This is a genomic window from Stenotrophomonas sp. 278 (assembly GCF_003935715.1).
GTDB classification, from domain to species: Bacteria; Pseudomonadota; Gammaproteobacteria; order Xanthomonadales; family Xanthomonadaceae; genus Stenotrophomonas; species Stenotrophomonas maltophilia_AH.
In genome coordinates this window covers 1-16,929 of record NZ_RHPP01000039.1, presented here as the reverse complement: position 1 = coordinate 16,929, position 16,929 = coordinate 1, and the positions used below count along the sequence as shown (strand labels likewise).

Here is a 16,929-nt window from a genome sequence, read left to right as displayed (position 1 = left end):
CGCCGTCAAGGATCGTGGTGATGCCGGTGTATGAGGACGTGGAGGCGTCCACCCGGCTGTTCCAGGAACTCGCCCGTACCCAGGGTCCTGATATCTACGTGGTGGCTGTCGACGACGGATCAGTTCGCCAGCCGCTGCAGGTCCAGTCCATTGCGGACGCAGGTCTCGACGGCGTGGTCATCAAACTGCGTCGAAATGTTGGTCACCAGCGTGCCATCGCCATTGGACTGAGCTACGCCGCCGAGCACTTCGGCGACGAGGCAATCGTCGTCGTGATGGATTCAGATGGTGAGGATACGCCTGAGAGCATGACTGAGCTCGTCGCGGGCTTGTCTTCCGCTGATGTCGACGTGGTCGTGGCAACCCGGAAAAGCAGGGTGGAATCGATCAAATTCAAAGCTTTCTACTTGGTCTACAAGTTCCTGTTCTCCATGCTAAGCGGTCGCAAGATCAGCTTTGGCAACTTCATGGCAGCCAAAATGCCGGCGGTTCGCCGTTTGGCGGCAATGCAGGAGTTGTGGACACATGTGGCAGCCAGCGTTCTGAGTTCCAAGTTGCGTGTACAGAGCTGTCCGCTGGACCGCGGCCCGCGATATGCGGGGAAGAGCAAGATGAACTTTGTCGGCTTGGCGTTGCATGGCTTCAGGGCGCTGATGGTGTTCGCGGAAGACGTGCTCGTCCGTGTAGGTATCGCGTGTACGCTGGTTGCAGGCCTGTCGGTCTTGGGAGGAGTGGTAGCGCTCCTGCTCAAAGCTATGGGATTTGCGACGCCAGGTTGGTTCTCCTTGGCCTTCGGTATTCTGCTGCTTGTGTTCCTGCAGACGGCCGCGCTGACGCTCATCATCCTCATGCTGTCGGGCATGATCCGCAGTGGTGGCGTACTTGGCATTGGTAGTTATCGAGAGTTTGTTGACCATGTCTCCCATGCTCGCGAGCGCTAGGACGGCTCTCGGCGGACAATTTTTCCGCTATCTGATCAACGGGCTTGCCGCGACCGCCGTTCATTACGGTGTTCTACGCTTCAATATTGAAGTGCTTGAGATCCCGTCGGCAGGCGTAGCCAATGGGATCGCTGCTGTGTTCGGAATTCTCACGTCGTTCTTGGGTAGTCGCTACTTCGTGTTTCGGGCGGCCGATCGAAGCATCGTCCGTCAGGGTTCGATGTTCCTGGCGGTGTATGCCGTTATTGCCGTGTTTCACGGGCTTATTCTCTACGTTTGGACTGACCGGCTGGGATTCAATTACACCGTTGGTTTTCTGGTGGCCACCTTGATGCAGATGACCTGTAGCTTCCTCGCCAACAAGTTCATGGTGTTTCGATGAATCGTTACCTGCAGGCTTGCCTGGCTACGGTCGCATTTGTGCTGACGCTGTTTGTCATACATTTCCTGCACGTGCACTATTTCCGCGTCAACGTGGTGCTGTATGCCGCATTGATTGACGCGCTGATTGCCGTCGCAGTGACCGGAGGGTTGCTCTGGGCCGTGCGAGGTTTGGCCGTGTTCAGTGGTCTGGAGCGCGTTCTGCTGTTGTCTGTGTGGGCGCTGGCTGGCTATGCGTTCGCCATCAGCGTGCCGACGGTCGTCGATCGTTCGCTGTCGTTCTACATTCTGGAAAAGCTGCAGCAGCGAGGTGGCGGGATCCAGCAGGCGCGCATGGGCGATGTATTCGTCAATGAGTACATGGTCGAGCATCGGCTTGTTGACATCCGTCTGACTGAGCAGCTGCAGTCCGGGACCATTACCATAGAAGATGGCTGCGTTCGGCTGACCGACAAGGGGCAGCGCGTTGCCAGCCTGGGGCGCTTCTACAGAACGCACTTCTTGCCCAAGGAGCGATTGATCATGGGGCAATACACCGATGATCTCACCGATCCCTTCAGGCACAGTGCAGAAGGTGTGGATTACCAGTGTCGATGACTATGGTCGCTTCTCCTGGAACCCGGGCGCGTTGGACGCGGCTCGCAACCACTATCGGCGCGCTTCTGGTGGCGCTATTCGCCGCTTGGTGGGCGCGCAAGGTGCTGGGTCCTGGGCCGTTGGATGTTCACAATTTGCGTTGGGTTTGGGGTGACCTTGCTCAGGTGCACGTCGCTTGGAGCCAATATCTGTCTGACAAGTCGTCCAACTGGCTGACCACGTTGCGCGTCAGCTATCCAGAGCCGATCAGCATCTCTCTGTTCGATCCCATGCCGCTGCTTCTGCTGTTTGCCAAGCCATTCGCCAGTCTGGTGACGCCGGGCACACAGTACTTCGGCTACTACTTCATGGCATGTCTGGTGCTGCAGGGCGTGTTCGGCTACCTCGCGGCGCTGCGCACCTTGCGTCTTACTGGACAGGGCGACGAGCTTCTTTCGCGATTCGCCGCCGTCCTCATCGGCATCCTGTTTGCCAGTATTCCCTATACCTTCTATCGCTTCCAAGGCCACACCGCACTTTCCTCGCAATGGGTTCTGGTCGTCTCTATCTGGGTCGCCCTGTCCACCCTGGACTGGAAGGGGCGTGCATGGGTGCTCGCCAATGGAGCAGTCGTTGTACTGGCCACCGGCTTGAATCCGTATCTGGCGCTCCTGGTGCTGATCAGCAACGGAAGCCTTGTCATCATGTCCTGGTCAACGCTGGGCTGGCGGCAGGTTGCAGTTCGTCTGGGCAGCATGGCGGCGCTTGCGGCGTTCGGGCTTTGGGTGTTCGGGTTCATGGGAGGGACTACAGCGAGCACGAGCGGCTACGGCATCTACTCGATGAACTTGCTGGGTCCATTCGATTCCAACGGAAGCGCCGCGCTACTCCCGTTGGATGTACCTGATCCCACTGGCGGCCAGAGCTTCGAGGGCTACACCTACGTAGGTCTCGGGGTGCTCGCGCTGGGCGCAATCACGCTGCTGGTGTGTCTGAATTACCGGCTGCAACCCAGTCGATTCCCCTTCCTTTCGGCGCTTCTGGTCGTACTTCTGTGCACAATCGTCGCCGTGTCTACCACCATTACGCTTGCCGGACACACGCTGGAAGTTCCCGTTCCCGGAAGCATCAACTACCTGTTGTCGCGCTTCCGCGGCAGCGGTCGCCTGTTCTGGATGGCAGGATTCTGGTTGCTGTTGATCTTCCTTGCTGCCTGCTCTCTGCGCTTGGGGCTACGTAAGCTGGTACTGCTCTTGATCGCGGTTGTGGCCGTCCAGTTGCTGGACATCCGCACGATCGGACATCAAGTGCGGTTGAACATTGACTCGTTCCAGTCGTTGCGCCTGACGGACGTTCCACGCGGAAATTACACCGCGATCCTTGTGTACCCGGCATGGCAGTGCGACCACCAGACAACCCCAGGTGGTGTGCGCAACTATGAGTCGGTGGGACACCTTGCCGCCTCGATGGGAATTCCAACCAATAATTTCTATGCTGCTCGTACACCGGACAAGCAGACTGCGTATCACTGCGACTACGCAGCACGTCTCAAGACGATTGATCCAGGTGCTGTCTATCTGGTTTCGGGGGCGCTGCTCGAGCAGCATCGCTCGACATTGACGGCGGCACACGCGTGCACGCCAATGGCCAACAGCGAGGGTGCATGGAAATGCCTGCCCAAGCATTCCCGGTGACCGCTGACGGGTACGCACGCCGCGCTGGCGTGGGCTGGTTGATTGCGGTGGTGTGCCTTGCTGTGGTGACTTGGACCAGCATCGGCCTTGTCCAGTTCAACCCGACCGATCACGGTGCTTGGAAGGGTGATTGGCAGACTGCAAAAAACTGTATTGAACAGGCAGCCCGTCTGCCATGCGAAGGGGTGAGCAAGTTTCCCCTTGCGTATCTGGTCAATGCCGGCATGACAGAGACGTCCAGTGGTCACACCGCTGTCCGCTTGGCTACACTCAACCTGTTCTGTTTGTTGCTGCCGCTTGCGGCATTGTGGCTCACAAGGGGCTGGGCGCTGGTCGTCCGTGCCGGCTGGGCGTATGTGCTCGCGCTGGCCCTGAGTCCCCTGCCGATGTTCTACGTCCTTAGTGGCGCATTGGAGGTCCAAGCCGGTGTCTTCTGTGGGCTATACATCGCCGCGTTCGTTCAGGTGCTAACGGCACGGAACCTTCAGCCTGCCAGATCCACATGGTGGATGCTGGGCCTCGCAGGCTTCCTGTTTCCACTCTACAAAGACACATTGGCTTTGTTCATGGGAACGGCGATGGCATTACTGCTCCTCGTTGCCATTCGACCACTGCACGCGCTGTATCAACACCCAGCAGGCAGATCGCGTCTCCGGTGCGCGTTTGCGGTTGCCGTGGGACCTGTGCTGCTGTCGCAGGTTCTGGCGGCTGCATACAGTTGGTTCAAGTACGGCGTGCCGCTGCCCAGGGCCTACATGGCCGAGGCTGAACTGACCACTCCTGCGCTGGCAAAGAGTGCTGAATTCTTCTTCGGATCCATCTTCTCCCCAAATGGCGGCCTTCTTGTCTTCTGGGGCGGGGCGCTGCTCATGGGTTTGGTCGGTTGGCGGATCGTGGGCCTCGTTCCGCGCCGCCAGGCGTTGCTGGCAGCGCTGACCGTATTAATCCTGTCGGCCGTGGCATTTGCGCGCTGGTGGGCACCATTCGGCTGGGATGCCTGGGGCGATCGTCTCTTGTTGCCTGCTGCCTTGGCGTTGCTCATCAGTGCCATGTGCTGCCTCCGCATCCTGGAGCCGGAGCAGGCAAGCAACCGATCCTGGGTCGGCGCGGCGGTGGCGAGCATCCCCCTGCTGGTCTGCTCCAGCTATTACACGGCTGTCCCGTATCTGAGTCCAAAAGGGGAGGCCATGACCCGGTCGCTCTGGCCTGGCCCGGCTTGTGTGACAATGCGCGACGCGTTGGCGACCGAGGCCGCTGACCAAGGCCTTGCATTCTGGAAAGGCAATACCTACTACCAGTGCGCCCGGGAGCGCATGCTCCACGTACCCGCACCCTAGCAACGACGTATAGAGAGATATCCAATGAAGATCGCCATTGCAGGCACCGGCTATGTGGGCCTTTCCAACGGTGTGCTGTTGGCACGCCATCACGAAGTGGTCGCGCTTGACCTGATCGCAGACAAGGTGGAGAAGCTCAATCGGGGTGAGTCCCCGATTGTTGACGCTGAAATCCAGCAGGCGCTGCAGAGCGGTACGTTGAACTTCCGCGCCACGCTCGACCCGGTTGATGCCTATGCGGACGCGGCATACGTGATCATTGCCACGCCAACCGATTACGACCCCGAAACGAACTATTTCAACACCCGTTCGATTGAGTCCGTGATCAAGCAGGTTCTTGAGATCAACCCGGCCGCCACGATGGTGATCAAGTCCACCATTCCCGTGGGTTACACCCAAAGCGTGCGTGCTAAGTTTGGCGTGGATAACATATTGTTCTCGCCCGAGTTCCTGCGCGAGGGTCGCGCGCTTTACGACAATCTGCACCCGTCCCGTATCATCGTGGGCGGTAGTTCAGCTGAAGCCAAACAGTTTGCCCAGATGCTGGAACAGGGCGCGGAAAAGCAGGATGTGCCCGTCCTCCTTACGGACTCGACCGAGGCTGAGGCAATCAAGCTGTTCGCCAATACCTATCTGGCGATGCGCGTATCCTACTTCAATGAGCTCGACACCTATGCAATGACGCATGGCTTGGACAGCCGTCAGATCATTGAGGGGATCTGTCTCGACCCACGCATCGGGGGGGGCTACAACAATCCTTCTTTCGGATATGGCGGCTACTGCTTGCCGAAAGACACGAAGCAGTTGCTGGCGAACTACCAGAGTGTTCCACAGAACATCATCCGGGCAATCGTTGACTCCAATACAACCCGCAAGGATTTCATCGCGGGGGATATACTGCGTTTGAAACCCAAGGTAGTGGGCATCTATCGCTTGATCATGAAGAGTGGGTCGGACAACTTCCGCTCTTCCAGTATTCAGGGAATCATGAAGCGGATCAAAGCGAAGGGCGTCGAAGTCATCGTGCATGAGCCCGTATTGGGAGATGCAGAGTTCTTCAACTCGCGGGTGGTCAACGACCTCGAGGCATTCAAGCGCGAGGCTGACGTAATCATCAGCAACCGAATGTCCGAGAGCTTGGCCGACGTTGCAGAGAAGGTCTACACCCGGGATCTGTTTGGCGACAACTGACGGGATCTGCAGAGTTGATGTCAAGGCCGGGCGAGAGCCCGGCCTTGTTGCTTTAACGCCAGTGAGTCTGACAGACGGCTCAGCCGCCCTCATGAAGCGGGAAGGCTTCGATCAGGTCTGAAACCTGCTCGGGCTCAAAGGCGCAGACCAGCGTTTGATACCAGAACATGTTGATGTGACGGTGCATCACCGTATAACGACTGGATGGATCGCGCAGATCGCGATGGTGGTCTTGCTGTACCGCCAGCACGATTGGAAACAGCGCCACTAATGCATCCATGAAGTCGGGAATGCTTGTGCGCCGGAACGCGTTGAGACACCAGTGGTTCATTTCGAGTACCACGGCGGGCTTGTTCCGGGATAACGACTTACCGCCTCCTCGAAGCACCTGTAACTCGAAGCCCTCGACATCGATCTTGATCATATCGATCTTAGGCATGTGGCTGCGCCGTACGACCTCATCGAGGGTCTCGATTTGAATGCGCTCAATTGTATGCCCGACGCTTGCCTGGGTCTGGTCCGATACGAAAGCGCCGGAACGGTTCTGCGGAGCAAAGGTTAGCTCAAATGTGCCCGCCTGCTCACCCAGTCCAACATTATGCAAAGTGACGTTCTGGCGATCAGCGCGTTCCAGATTCTCCCTCAGAAGCTGAAATGTCGTTGGTGAAGGCTCGAAAGCGTGAACATGCTCGGCGATGCGGGAGTGCAAGAGAGTAGTGAGGCCAATGTTGGCACCCACATCCAGAATGACTCCGCGTGCCATGCACGCCAGAATCCTGGTCGTGTCTGGTTCGAAAATTCCCTCCATGTGGCTCATATACAAATCATCGGTGACAACCGTGTAGGGCTGTCCGTCAATCAGAATCTCGGACTCATGCTTCATGCCGTTCATTCCTCCTGAATTTCGGCTGATTCTGCCAGAGGAAATTGCCATTTGCCGCATTGGGCCAAAAAAATGCGCCCGCTGCAGGGCAGCGGGCGCGCGGGGTGAGACAGTAGCGAATTCAGGTTCGCGATCAGGCGCGTCCGTAGCTATCCTCAAAACGGACAATATCATCCTCGCCCAGATAGCTGCCCGACTGAACTTCGATTAGCTCCAGCGGCAGCTTGCCCGGGTTCTTCAAGCGATGGGTCACGCCCAGCGGAATATAAGTGCTCTGGTTCTCGGTGAGGAGGATCACGTCTTCACCTCGGGTCACCTCGGCGGTGCCGCTGACCACGATCCAGTGCTCGGCGCGGTGATGGTGCATCTGGAGGCTCAAGGTCGCGCCCGGCTTGACTGTGATGCGCTTGACCTGGAAGCGGCTGCCATTGTCGATGGAGTCATACGCACCCCAGGGCCGGTAGACCTTGCGATGCGCTGCTGCTTCGCTGCGACCTTCGCGTTTGATCTGCGCGACCACCGACTTGACGTCCTGGACTCGGTCCTTGTGGCCGACGAATACGGCGTCGTCGGTCTCCACCACTACCACATCCTCCAGACCCACCATCGCAATCAGGCGGGTGCCGTAGGCGTAGCTGTTGTGGCAGTCCACCGCGATGACATCGCCATGGCAGGCGTTCCCGTTCTCGTCCTTGTCCGAAACTTCCCAAAGTGCCGACCAGGAGCCGACGTCGTTCCATCCGGCGTCCAAGGGCACAACGGCGGCGTCCGCAGTTTTCTCCATCACGGCGTAGTCGATCGAGTCATTCGGACTGGCCGCGAATGCGTCCGCGTCCAGGCGGATGAAGTCGCTGTCACGAGCCGCATTGTCCAGCGCCTTGCGGCTGGCGGCCAGAATGGCCGGCTGCAGCGCTTCCAGCTCCTGCAGGTAGCGCGATGCCTTAAACAGGAACATGCCGCTGTTCCAGAAGTACTCGCCGGAGGCGACGTATTGCTCGGCGGTGGCCTGGTCGGGCTTCTCGACGAAGCGGTCAACGGCGCGCACCCCTTCGCCCTGGGCGGCCTTGATGTAGCCGTAGCCGGTTTCCGGGGCGGTGGGCACGATCCCGAAGGTCACCAGTTTGCCGGCCTCGGCAGCCACTGCGGCTTGCGCCACAGCCTGGTGGAAGGCCTTCTCATTGCGAACTACGTGGTCCGAAGGCAGTACCAGCAGCAGACCGTCGTTACCGGCCGCCAAGGCCTGCAATGCGGCGATTGCGATGGCCGGTGCGGTGTTACGGCCTACAGGTTCCAGAATCAGAGCCTGCGGCGTCGCGTCACATTCGCGCAGCTGCTCGGCGGCCATGAAGCGGTGCTCCTGGTTGGCCACCACAATAGGTGCCGCGCCGGCAATAGCGGCTACCCGCTTCCACGTGGCCTGCAGCATCGTGTCCTTGCCGACTAGCGGCAGGAACTGCTTCGGATACGCCTCGCGAGATACCGGCCACAGCCGGGTGCCGGAGCCACCGGAAAGAATGACGGGAATGATCGGCAACATAGTTACGTCCTGAATCAGTGTTGGGCCGCACTGCCACCAATAAGGGCGGTCAGTTCATCGGTTTTGGCGCGCAGCAGGGCAGCGTCGCCTCGGGTTTCAACGTTGAGCCGCAGCAACGGCTCGGTATTGGAGCTGCGCAGATTGAAACGCCACTCCGGGAACTCGGCGCTAACCCCGTCAGTGTGATCAAGCGAAGGATTCTGGTCCGCATAATGCGCCATCACGCGGGCCACCGTGGCCTTGGCGTCATCCACGCGGAAGTTGATCTCGCCGCTGCACGGGAAAGCCGCCATACGGTCGGCCACGAGCTCGCCCAGCGAGTTGCCGCTGCGCGAAACGAGATCGGCAATCAGCAGCCAAGGAATCATGCCCGAGTCGCAGTAGGCAAAGTCGCGGAAGTAGTGATGCGCGCTCATCTCGCCGCCATAGACAGCATCCTCCGCACGCATGCGCTCCTTGATGAAGGCGTGGCCGGTCTTGCTCATGATCGGCACGCCACCCGCTTGTTTCACCATCTCGATGGTGTTCCACGTCAGGCGCGGGTCGTGGATGATCTTGCCGCCGGGCTGACGCTTCAGCAGCGCAGTGGCGAGCAGGCCGACCAGGTAATAGCCTTCAATGAAGCTGCCTTCGGCGTCGAAGAAGAAGCAGCGGTCGAAATCGCCGTCCCATGCAATGCCGAAGTCTGCACCGTGCTCTCGCACCGCATTGGCGGTGGCATCGCGGTTTTCCGGCAGCAGCGGGTTGGGAATGCCGTTCGGGAAGTTGCCGTCCGGCTCATGCTGGATGCGGATGAATTCGAACGGCAGATGCGGAGCCAGCTGGTCGATGACCAGACCTGCGCCGCCATTGCCGGCATTGACCACGATCTTCAGCGGCTTCAGCGCGCTGCGATCCACGTAGCCCAGCAGATGCTCGATGTAGTCAGACTTGTCGGCGTCCTGGCGCTGCGTCCCTTCGCCCGAAGGCAAAGCCGTATCACCGGCGGCAAAGTCGCGGACATCGAACAGGCCGGTATCTCCACTGATGGGACGCGACTGCTCGCGGACCAGCTTCATGCCGTTGTAGTCCATCGGGTTGTGGCTGGCGGTCACCATCACGCCGCCGGCGGCTTGCCGATGGAAGGTCTGAAAATAGACCTCCTCTGTGCCACAAAGGCCAATGTCGATCACATCGCGACCGGCGGCACGGAAGCCAGCGGCCAGTGCCTCATGGAGCTCCGGGCTGCTAAGGCGGATGTCATACCCGAGCACCACCGGGCCGGGGCCCAATAGGCCGGCAGTGCCGACACCAATACGCTTGGCCAGCGGCGGGTTGAGCTCGTCGGGAACCCGGCCACGGATGTCATAGGCCTTGAAGCAGGGGAGCGTCATCAATCCAGTCCTTTCGGGGGGTGGTCCGCGATTATAGCGGTGCGTTCTGAACGTGGCGTCGTCCTCATTATGTATTGGCAGGCATTAAAAAAGCCGCGCCTCCGGGAAGGCGCGGCTGATTGAGCCAATTGCGGCTTAAAGCGCCGCTTCCAGCTCCGGCAGCAGGGTGAACAGATCCCCCACCAGACCGATATCGGCGATCTCGAAGATCGGCGAATCCGGGTCCTTGTTGATCGCCACAATGGTGCCGGCGTCCTTGATCCCGGTCAGGTGCTGGATCGCCCCGCTGATGCCCACGGCCACATACAGCTCAGGCGCGATGATCTTGCCGGTCTGGCCGACCTGCAGGTCGCTGGGCACGTAGCCGGCGTCCACCGCGGCGCGGGATGCACCCACGGCCGCGCCCAGCTTGTCAGCCAGCTGGAAGATGACCTTGAAGTTCTCTTCCGAGCCAACGCCTCGGCCACCGGAGACCACGCGCTTGGCGCTCTGCAGGTCCGGGCGGTCGCTGGCACCGGCGGCCAGGCCGATGAAGCGGGTGTGGGTCGGCAGGGCCGCGTCCACGCTGGCCGCTTCCACGGCGGCGCTGCCGCCCTGGGCCGCTTCCGGCCAGGAGGCCGCACGAACGGTGGCGACCACGATCTGGTCGGCCGGGACGTCGACGGTGATGATGGCGTTACCCGCGTAGATCGGGCGCTTGAAGCTGTGCGCGCCTTCCACGGTCATCAGGTCAGAGACCTGGTTGACGCCGAGGAGGGCGGCCACGCAGGGCATCAGGTCCTTGCCGAAGGTGGTCGAAGGGCCGAACACATGGGTGTAGCCCTTGGCCAGCTGCGCGATCTGCGGAGCCAGCACCTGGGCCAGCGCCTGTGCGTTGGCCGCATTTGCCACGGTCAGCACCTTGGTCACGCCGGCCAGCTGCGCGGCCTGGGTGGCCACGGCGGCCGGGTCGGCGGCCAGCACCACCACGTCGATGCTGGCACCGCTGATCGCGGCGGCGGCACTGACGGTCTTGGCGGTGGCCGGGTTGAGCTTGCCGTCGTGGTGTTCGGCAACAACAAGAATCTTGGTCATTACAGCAACCCCTTCTGCTTGAGTGCGGCCACCAGTTCGGCGGCGTCCTTTACCATCACGCCCTTGCTTCGCTTGCCCGGGGCCGCGTAGTGGGTGGTGTTGAAGGTATCGGCGGCTTCCACGCCCAGGTCGGCCAGCGGCAGGCTTTCCAGCGGCTTGGCCTTGGCCTTCATGATGTCGGGCAGCTTGATGAAGCGCGGCTCGTTGAGGCGCAGGTCGGTGGTGACCACGGCCGGCAGATCGACTTCCAGGGTTTCCAGGCCGGCGTCGACCTCGCGGGTCACCGTGGCCTTGCCGTCGGCGATCTCCAGCTTGCTGGCGAAGGTCGCCTGCGGGCGGCCCCACAGCGTGGCCAGCATCTGGCCGGTCTGGTTGGCGTCGTCGTCGATGGCCTGCTTGCCCAGGATCACCAGGTCCGGCTGTTCATTTTCGATCAGCTTCAGCAGGGTGCGGGCTGCGGTCAGCGGCTGGATCGCCTGGTCGGTGACCACGTGGATGGCGCGGTTCGCGCCCATGGCCAGACCGTTGCGGAGATGCGCCTGGGCGTCTGCCGGAGCGATGGTGGCGACCACGACTTCCGTGGCGACGCCCTTGTCGCGCAGGCGAAGGGCTTCTTCTAGGGCGATTTCATCAAAGGGGTTGGGGGACAGCTTGACGCCGTCGGTGACCACGCCGGAACCGTCCGGCTTGACCTGAATGCGGACGTTGTAGTCCACCACGCGCTTGTACGCGACGAGGATTTTCATCTGGTACTGGATCCTTCACTAACTGGGGAACGACCGGGGCCGGAAACGGCGGCCGGGGCGGGGGTGGGATCTGGATTCTAACTGTCCTCGCGTTACCATGCGAATGCGTATGGTTATGTTGCGGTGCGGCATTCCGGACCCCTCTAGCATCGCCTCATTCACAAAGCACATACCGGCGTGAAGAAGCTGGGATGTATGCTGTGCCGCTGAATTGGAGCGGCCTTCGCGCCGTACCAGAATCCACACGCAATCAGGAGTACAGGCTGTGCCTACTTGGCTCGTCACCGGCGGAGCCGGATTCATCGGCGGAAATTTCGTCCTGGAGGCTGTCGCCAAAGGCGTTCGCGTTATCAACTTGGACGCGCTGACCTACGCCGGAAACCTGAAGACTCTCGTTCCGATCGAGAGTAACCCGAACCACGTTTTCGTTCAGGGTGACATCGGCGACCAGTCGCTGGTGACCCGGCTGCTGGCCGAACACCAGCCCGACGCTGTGCTGAACTTTGCCGCTGAAAGCCACGTAGACCGCTCCATCGATGGCCCCGGCGCGTTCATCCAGACCAACGTCGTCGGCACCCTCGGCCTGCTCGAAGCCGTGCGCGACTACTGGAAGGCGCTGCCGGCCGACAAGGGCGCGGCGTTCCGCTTCCTGCACGTGTCCACCGACGAGGTGTACGGCACCCTTGGCGAGACCGGCAAGTTCAGCGAAACCACCCAGTACGCGCCAAATTCGCCGTACTCGGCCTCCAAGGCGGCCTCGGATCACCTGGTGCGGGCATTCCACCACACCTACGGGCTGCCGGTGCTGACCACCAACTGCTCCAACAACTACGGCCCGTACCACTTCCCGGAGAAGCTCATTCCGCTGGTGATCGCCAAGGCGCTGGCCGGCGAGCCGCTGCCGGTATATGGCGACGGCAAGCAGGTGCGTGACTGGTTGTTCGTGGCCGATCACTGCGAAGCCATCCGCACTGTGCTGGCCAAGGGCCAGGTGGGCGAAACCTACAACGTGGGCGGAAACTCGGAAAAGCAGAACATTGAAGTAGTGAAGGCCATCTGCACCCTGCTGGACGCGCGCCGCCCGCGCGAAGACGGCCAGCCGCGCAGCAGCCAGATCACCTACGTGGCTGACCGCCCGGGGCACGACCGCCGCTATGCGATCGACGCCAGCAAGCTGAAGAACCAGCTGGGCTGGGAACCGAAGTACACCTTCGAACAGGGCATCGCCTTCACCGTGGACTGGTACCTGGAAAACCAGGAATGGGTCAACGGCGTGCTGGACGGCAGCTACCGTCTGCAGCGCATCGGCACCAGCGCCTGAGGACATAAACATGACGCAACGCAAGGGCATCATTCTGGCCGGGGGTTCCGGCACGCGGCTGTATCCGATCACTAAGGGCGTCAGCAAGCAGCTGCTGCCGGTGTACGACAAGCCGATGATCTATTACCCGCTCAGCGTGCTGATGCTGGCGGGCATCCGCGACGTGCTGATCATCAACACCCCGCATGAGCAGGCGCTGTTCCAGCAGCTGCTGGGCGACGGCTCACAGTGGGGCATGAACATCGAATACGCCGTCCAGCCCAGCCCGGATGGACTGGCCCAGGCGTATCTGATCGGTCGCGACTTCGTCGGTGGCAAGCCCAGCTGTCTGGTACTGGGCGATAACATTTTCCACGGTCATGGCCTCAGCGAAATGCTGCGCAAGGCAGATTCCCGCGATGTTGGAGCCACGGTGTTCGGCTATTGGGTCAACGACCCAGAGCGCTATGGTGTTGCGGAATTCGATAAGGAAGGCAAGGTCGTAGATCTCGTAGAAAAGCCAGTTGCGCCACGCTCTAACTATGCGGTCACCGGCCTGTACTTCTACGATGGCAATGCCAGCGACTACGCGGCCGAACTGAAGCCGTCGCCACGCGGCGAACTGGAAATCACCGACCTCAACCAGCGCTACCTGCGCGAGGGCAACCTGCACCTGGAAGCGCTGGGTCGTGGCTACGCCTGGCTTGATACCGGTACCCACCAGTCGCTGCTGGAAGCGTCCAACTTTATTGAGACTATTCAGACCCGTCAGGGCCTGCAGGTGTGCTGCCCGGAAGAAATCGCATTTGGTAGGGGCTGGATCAACAGCGAGCAGTTGCTGGCGCTTGCTGCTCCGCTAAAGAAGAACGGATACGGCCAGTACTTGATGAAGATGGCCGAGCGAGGAATGGTGCCATGAGAGTGATTGAAACTGCCATGCCAGGCTGCGTGGTTATTGAACCGGCCGTCTTTGGCGACAATCGTGGCTTTTTCTTTGAGGCATGGAATGCGGCCCGCTTCGGTGAGGTGGGGTTGCCGACGCAGTTCGTACAGAGCAATGTCTCGTCATCTACCAAGGGCGTCCTACGCGGCCTGCACTATCAGTGGCCGCGCCCCCAAGGCAAGCTCGTCAGTGTGCTGGAAGGTGAGGTGTACGACGTGGCGGTCGATATTCGCCGCGGCTCACCGACGTTTGGTCAATGGGAGGCAGTTTTGCTGAGTGCGGACAACAAACGCCAGTTCTGGATTCCTGAAGGATTCGCTCATGGCTTCGCCGTACTTTCAGAACGCGCGATCTTCAACTACCTCTGCACCGAGGTTTATCTGAAGGAGTTTGATGCAGGCGTGCGATGGAATGATGCAGAGATCAGCGTGGATTGGCCGATCAGCGCTCCAAACCTCTCAGCCAAGGATGAAGTGGCCCCGTTTCTCAAGGACATCGCCGAAGATCGTCTGCCGGTTTACACCCCGTGACGCGGGTGCTGTTGTTTGCCGGCAACGGCCAGCTTGGCCAGGAACTGCTGCGTGCACTGAGCCCGCTGGATGGGGTGGTGGTCACCACCCGCAGTGGTCAGCTTGCTGACGGAACGCCGTGCGAAACCGCAGACTTCGACCAGCCTGAAAGCCTGGCTGCGTTGTTGGATCGCGTCAAGCCGGCATGGGTGGTCAATGCGGCCGCCTACACCGCTGTGGACCGCGCCGAGCAAGATCGCGAGGCTGCGTGGCGCGCCAACGCTGAAGCACCGGGCGTGATCGCGCGCTGGTGCGCGGCTGCGGGCGTGCCGCTGGTGCATTACTCGACAGACTACGTCTTCGACGGGCTGGGCACCCGTCCATACCGCGAAGATGATGCAACCGCGCCGCTGGGCGTATACGGGGCCAGCAAGCTGGCGGGCGAAGAGGCAATCCGCGATGCAGGTGGACGTCATCTAATCTTCCGGACGGCATGGGTATATGCGTCGCACAGTTCGAACTTCCTGCGCACCATGCTGCGCGTGGGCGCTGAGCGCGAAGTGCTGCGCGTGGTGGCGGACCAGGTCGGTACGCCAACGCCGGCGGCACTGATCGCCGACGTCACCGCGCAGGTGCTGCGGCATCCGGGCAGTCTGTCCGGTACCTGGCATCTGACCGCGAACGGCGAAACCAGCTGGCATGGTTTTGCCGAAGCCATCTTCGCCGCCGCCGTCGCGCAGGGTCTTCTGGCCCGCGCACCGCAGGTTGAGCCGATCACCTCGGCCGAGTACCCGACGCCGGCAAAACGCCCGGCGTATTCGCATCTGGATGTATCCAAGCTGGAGTGCGACTTCGGAATTTCGTTGCCGACCTGGCAGCAGGGTCTGGGGCGGGTGATCGCCGAGCTTCGGTGATCAACCGCCTTTTTTCCTGGCCACCGCCCCCGGCAAAGGAGCCAGCAACGCCTGCAGATCCTCATCGCTGAAGCGCGGCCCGGTGGCCCCGCCGCCATCGAGGATGGTTTCGGCAAGGGCCGCCTTGCGCTCCTGCATTTCGGCGATCCGTTCCTCGATGCTGCCCGCGGCAATCAGCTTGTAGACGAACACCGGCTGGTCCTGGCCGATGCGGTGGGCGCGGTCGGTGGCCTGGTTTTCCGCCGCCGGGTTCCACCAGGGGTCGAAGTGGATCACGGTGTCGGCCCGGGTCAGGTTCAGGCCGACGCCGCCGGCCTTCAGGCTGATCAGGAAGATCGGCACCTCACCCTGCATGAACCGCTCGACGGGGGTCTTGCGGTCGCGGGTCTCGCCGGTCAGCACCACATGGGCCAGGCCCAGCTCATCCAGCAGCTGGCCCAGCAGTTTCAACATGCCGGTGAACTGCGAGAACAGCAGGATGCGGCGGCCTTCCTCCACCATCTCCGGCAGCATCTCGCGCAGCAGCTCCAGCTTGGCCGAAGCGGCGGTCGCGGTGACGTGGCTGCCGGGCAGCAGGCGCGGGTCGCAGCACACCTGGCGCAGCTTGAGCAGCGCGTCCAGCACCACGATGTGGCTGCGCGCCAGGCCCTGCTGCGAAACAGCCTGGCGGACCTTTTCCTCCATCGTGGCGCGTACGGTTTCGTACATGTCGCGCTGCGCGCCCTCCAGCACCACGCTGCGCGTGATCAGCGTCTTTGGCGGCAGCTCGGTGGCGACCTCGTCCTTGCGCCGGCGCAGCATGAAGGGACGCATGCGCTGGGCCAGCCACTGCGCACGCTGGGCGTCGCCGTGGCGCTCGATGGGATGCCGCCATTGCTGGTTGAAAACCTTTTCGCTGCCCAGCAGGCCCGGCAGCAGGAAATCGAACTGGGTCCACAGCTCGCCCAGGTGGTTTTCCAGCGGGGTGCCGGTCAGGCACAGGCGGTGGTCGGCCTTCAGCGTGCGCAGGGTCATGGCGGCGCGCGAGCGGGGATTCTTGGCCTGCTGCGCCTCGTCCAGCACCAGCAGGTGCCAGCTGTGTCCGCGCAGCACCTCCTCGTCGCGCCACAGCAGCGGGTAGGTGGTCAGCACCAGGTCGTGCCGGGAGATCTGGTCGAAGCTCTCGGCCCGGGTCGGGCCGTGCAGCACCAGCACACGCAGGCCGGGGGTGAAGCGCTCCGCTTCGCTCTGCCAGTTGCTGAGCAGCGAGGTGGGCACCACCACCAGCACCGGCTGCTGCAGGCGGCCGGCTTCCTTCTCCAGCAGAATGTGCGCGAGCGTCTGCAGGGTCTTGCCCAGGCCCATGTCGTCCGCCAGCACGCCCCCGAGCGCGTTCTGGCGCAGATGCTGCAGCCAGCTCAGGCCTTCCATCTGGTAAGGGCGAAGCGTGGCCTGCAGCCCCTCAGGCACCGTGGCCGGCACCATGGCCGGGCCGTCGAGCAGGCGCTGCGCCACGGCACGCGCTGCGTCGTTGCCGCTGAACTGCAAACC

16 protein-coding genes are annotated in these 16,929 nt (G+C 61.6%); 10 read left to right on the top strand and 6 right to left on the bottom strand.

The annotated features are described in order from the left end of the window. The first annotated feature begins 20 nt into the window (after positions 1 to 20). From EGJ34_RS08755 to EGJ34_RS08730, 6 genes are read left to right on the top strand one after another with little or no spacing between them, the layout of a single operon-like run. On the top strand, positions 21 to 941 hold the full coding sequence (locus tag EGJ34_RS08755) for a glycosyltransferase (protein ID WP_260476942.1): 921 nt from the start codon (positions 21 to 23) through the stop codon (positions 939 to 941). Beyond that, the gene (locus EGJ34_RS08750; RefSeq protein ID WP_125360110.1) at positions 916 to 1,323 is read left to right on the top strand and encodes a GtrA family protein; all 408 of its coding nucleotides are present in this window, start codon (positions 916 to 918) and stop codon (positions 1,321 to 1,323) included. The genes EGJ34_RS08755 and EGJ34_RS08750 overlap by 26 nt, the downstream gene beginning before the upstream one ends. Beyond that, on the top strand, positions 1,320 to 1,919 hold the full coding sequence (locus tag EGJ34_RS08745; RefSeq protein ID WP_125360109.1) for a hypothetical protein: 600 nt from the start codon (positions 1,320 to 1,322) through the stop codon (positions 1,917 to 1,919). Before EGJ34_RS08750 ends, EGJ34_RS08745 begins: the two co-directional genes overlap by 4 nt. Further along, positions 1,916 to 3,592, top strand: coding sequence for a DUF6311 domain-containing protein (locus EGJ34_RS08740; protein ID WP_125360108.1), 1,677 nt, complete (start codon positions 1,916 to 1,918; stop codon positions 3,590 to 3,592). The genes EGJ34_RS08745 and EGJ34_RS08740 overlap by 4 nt, the downstream gene beginning before the upstream one ends. Next, a complete protein-coding gene (locus EGJ34_RS08735) occupies positions 3,562 to 4,929 on the top strand; it encodes a hypothetical protein (protein ID WP_125360107.1) in 1,368 nt (455 codons plus the stop codon). The genes EGJ34_RS08740 and EGJ34_RS08735 overlap by 31 nt, the downstream gene beginning before the upstream one ends. A 24-nt stretch (positions 4,930 to 4,953) precedes the next feature. Beyond that, on the top strand, positions 4,954 to 6,120 hold the full coding sequence (locus EGJ34_RS08730; RefSeq protein ID WP_125360106.1) for a nucleotide sugar dehydrogenase: 1,167 nt from the start codon (positions 4,954 to 4,956) through the stop codon (positions 6,118 to 6,120). A 79-nt stretch (positions 6,121 to 6,199) separates the two neighbouring features. On the opposite strand, the gene EGJ34_RS08725 is transcribed toward EGJ34_RS08730, so the two are convergent. The 5 genes from EGJ34_RS08725 to EGJ34_RS08705 all read right to left on the bottom strand — a co-directional run bounded on the left by EGJ34_RS08725 (position 6,200) and on the right by EGJ34_RS08705 (position 11,733). After that, positions 6,200 to 7,003 (bottom strand): FkbM family methyltransferase, encoded by an 804-nt coding sequence (locus EGJ34_RS08725; protein ID WP_221740396.1) that lies wholly within the window; start codon positions 7,001 to 7,003, stop codon positions 6,200 to 6,202. Positions 7,004 to 7,136: 133 nt separating this feature from the next. After that, entirely contained in the window at positions 7,137 to 8,540 is a 1,404-nt protein-coding gene (locus EGJ34_RS08720; RefSeq protein ID WP_125360104.1) for a mannose-1-phosphate guanylyltransferase/mannose-6-phosphate isomerase, read from the bottom strand. A gap of 14 nt (positions 8,541 to 8,554) precedes the next feature. Then, positions 8,555 to 9,913, bottom strand: a complete 1,359-nt coding sequence (locus tag EGJ34_RS08715; protein ID WP_125360103.1) for a phosphomannomutase — start codon at positions 9,911 to 9,913, stop codon at positions 8,555 to 8,557. A gap of 135 nt (positions 9,914 to 10,048) precedes the next feature. Continuing rightward, positions 10,049 to 10,987 carry an electron transfer flavoprotein subunit alpha/FixB family protein gene (locus EGJ34_RS08710; protein ID WP_125360102.1) on the bottom strand — a complete coding sequence of 313 codons (939 nt, stop codon included), beginning with the start codon at positions 10,985 to 10,987 and terminating at the stop codon, positions 10,049 to 10,051. Continuing rightward, a complete protein-coding gene (locus tag EGJ34_RS08705; RefSeq protein WP_125360101.1) occupies positions 10,987 to 11,733 on the bottom strand; it encodes an electron transfer flavoprotein subunit beta/FixA family protein in 747 nt (248 codons plus the stop codon). The genes EGJ34_RS08710 and EGJ34_RS08705 overlap by 1 nt, the downstream gene beginning before the upstream one ends. A gap of 265 nt (positions 11,734 to 11,998) precedes the next feature. Between EGJ34_RS08705 and rfbB the strand changes: the two genes are divergently transcribed. From rfbB to rfbD, 4 genes are read left to right on the top strand one after another with little or no spacing between them, the layout of a single operon-like run. After that, positions 11,999 to 13,054 carry a dTDP-glucose 4,6-dehydratase gene (gene rfbB, locus EGJ34_RS08700; protein ID WP_125360100.1) on the top strand — a complete coding sequence of 352 codons (1,056 nt, stop codon included), beginning with the start codon at positions 11,999 to 12,001 and terminating at the stop codon, positions 13,052 to 13,054. 10 nt (positions 13,055 to 13,064) lie between these two features. Continuing rightward, positions 13,065 to 13,952, top strand: a complete 888-nt coding sequence (gene rfbA, locus EGJ34_RS08695) for a glucose-1-phosphate thymidylyltransferase RfbA (protein WP_125360099.1) — start codon at positions 13,065 to 13,067, stop codon at positions 13,950 to 13,952. Further along, positions 13,949 to 14,506: a dTDP-4-dehydrorhamnose 3,5-epimerase gene (rfbC, locus tag EGJ34_RS08690; protein ID WP_125360098.1), complete on the top strand. Its 558-nt coding sequence runs from the start codon at positions 13,949 to 13,951 to the stop codon at positions 14,504 to 14,506. The genes rfbA and rfbC overlap by 4 nt, the downstream gene beginning before the upstream one ends. Positions 14,507 to 14,511: 5 nt before the next feature. Next, positions 14,512 to 15,399 carry a dTDP-4-dehydrorhamnose reductase gene (gene rfbD / locus EGJ34_RS08685; protein ID WP_125360123.1) on the top strand — a complete coding sequence of 296 codons (888 nt, stop codon included), beginning with the start codon at positions 14,512 to 14,514 and terminating at the stop codon, positions 15,397 to 15,399. Here the strand turns inward: rfbD and EGJ34_RS08680 are convergent. Beyond that, positions 15,400 to 16,929: DEAD/DEAH box helicase (locus tag EGJ34_RS08680; RefSeq protein ID WP_148100483.1), on the bottom strand; the 1,530-nt coding region annotated here is incomplete at its 5' end.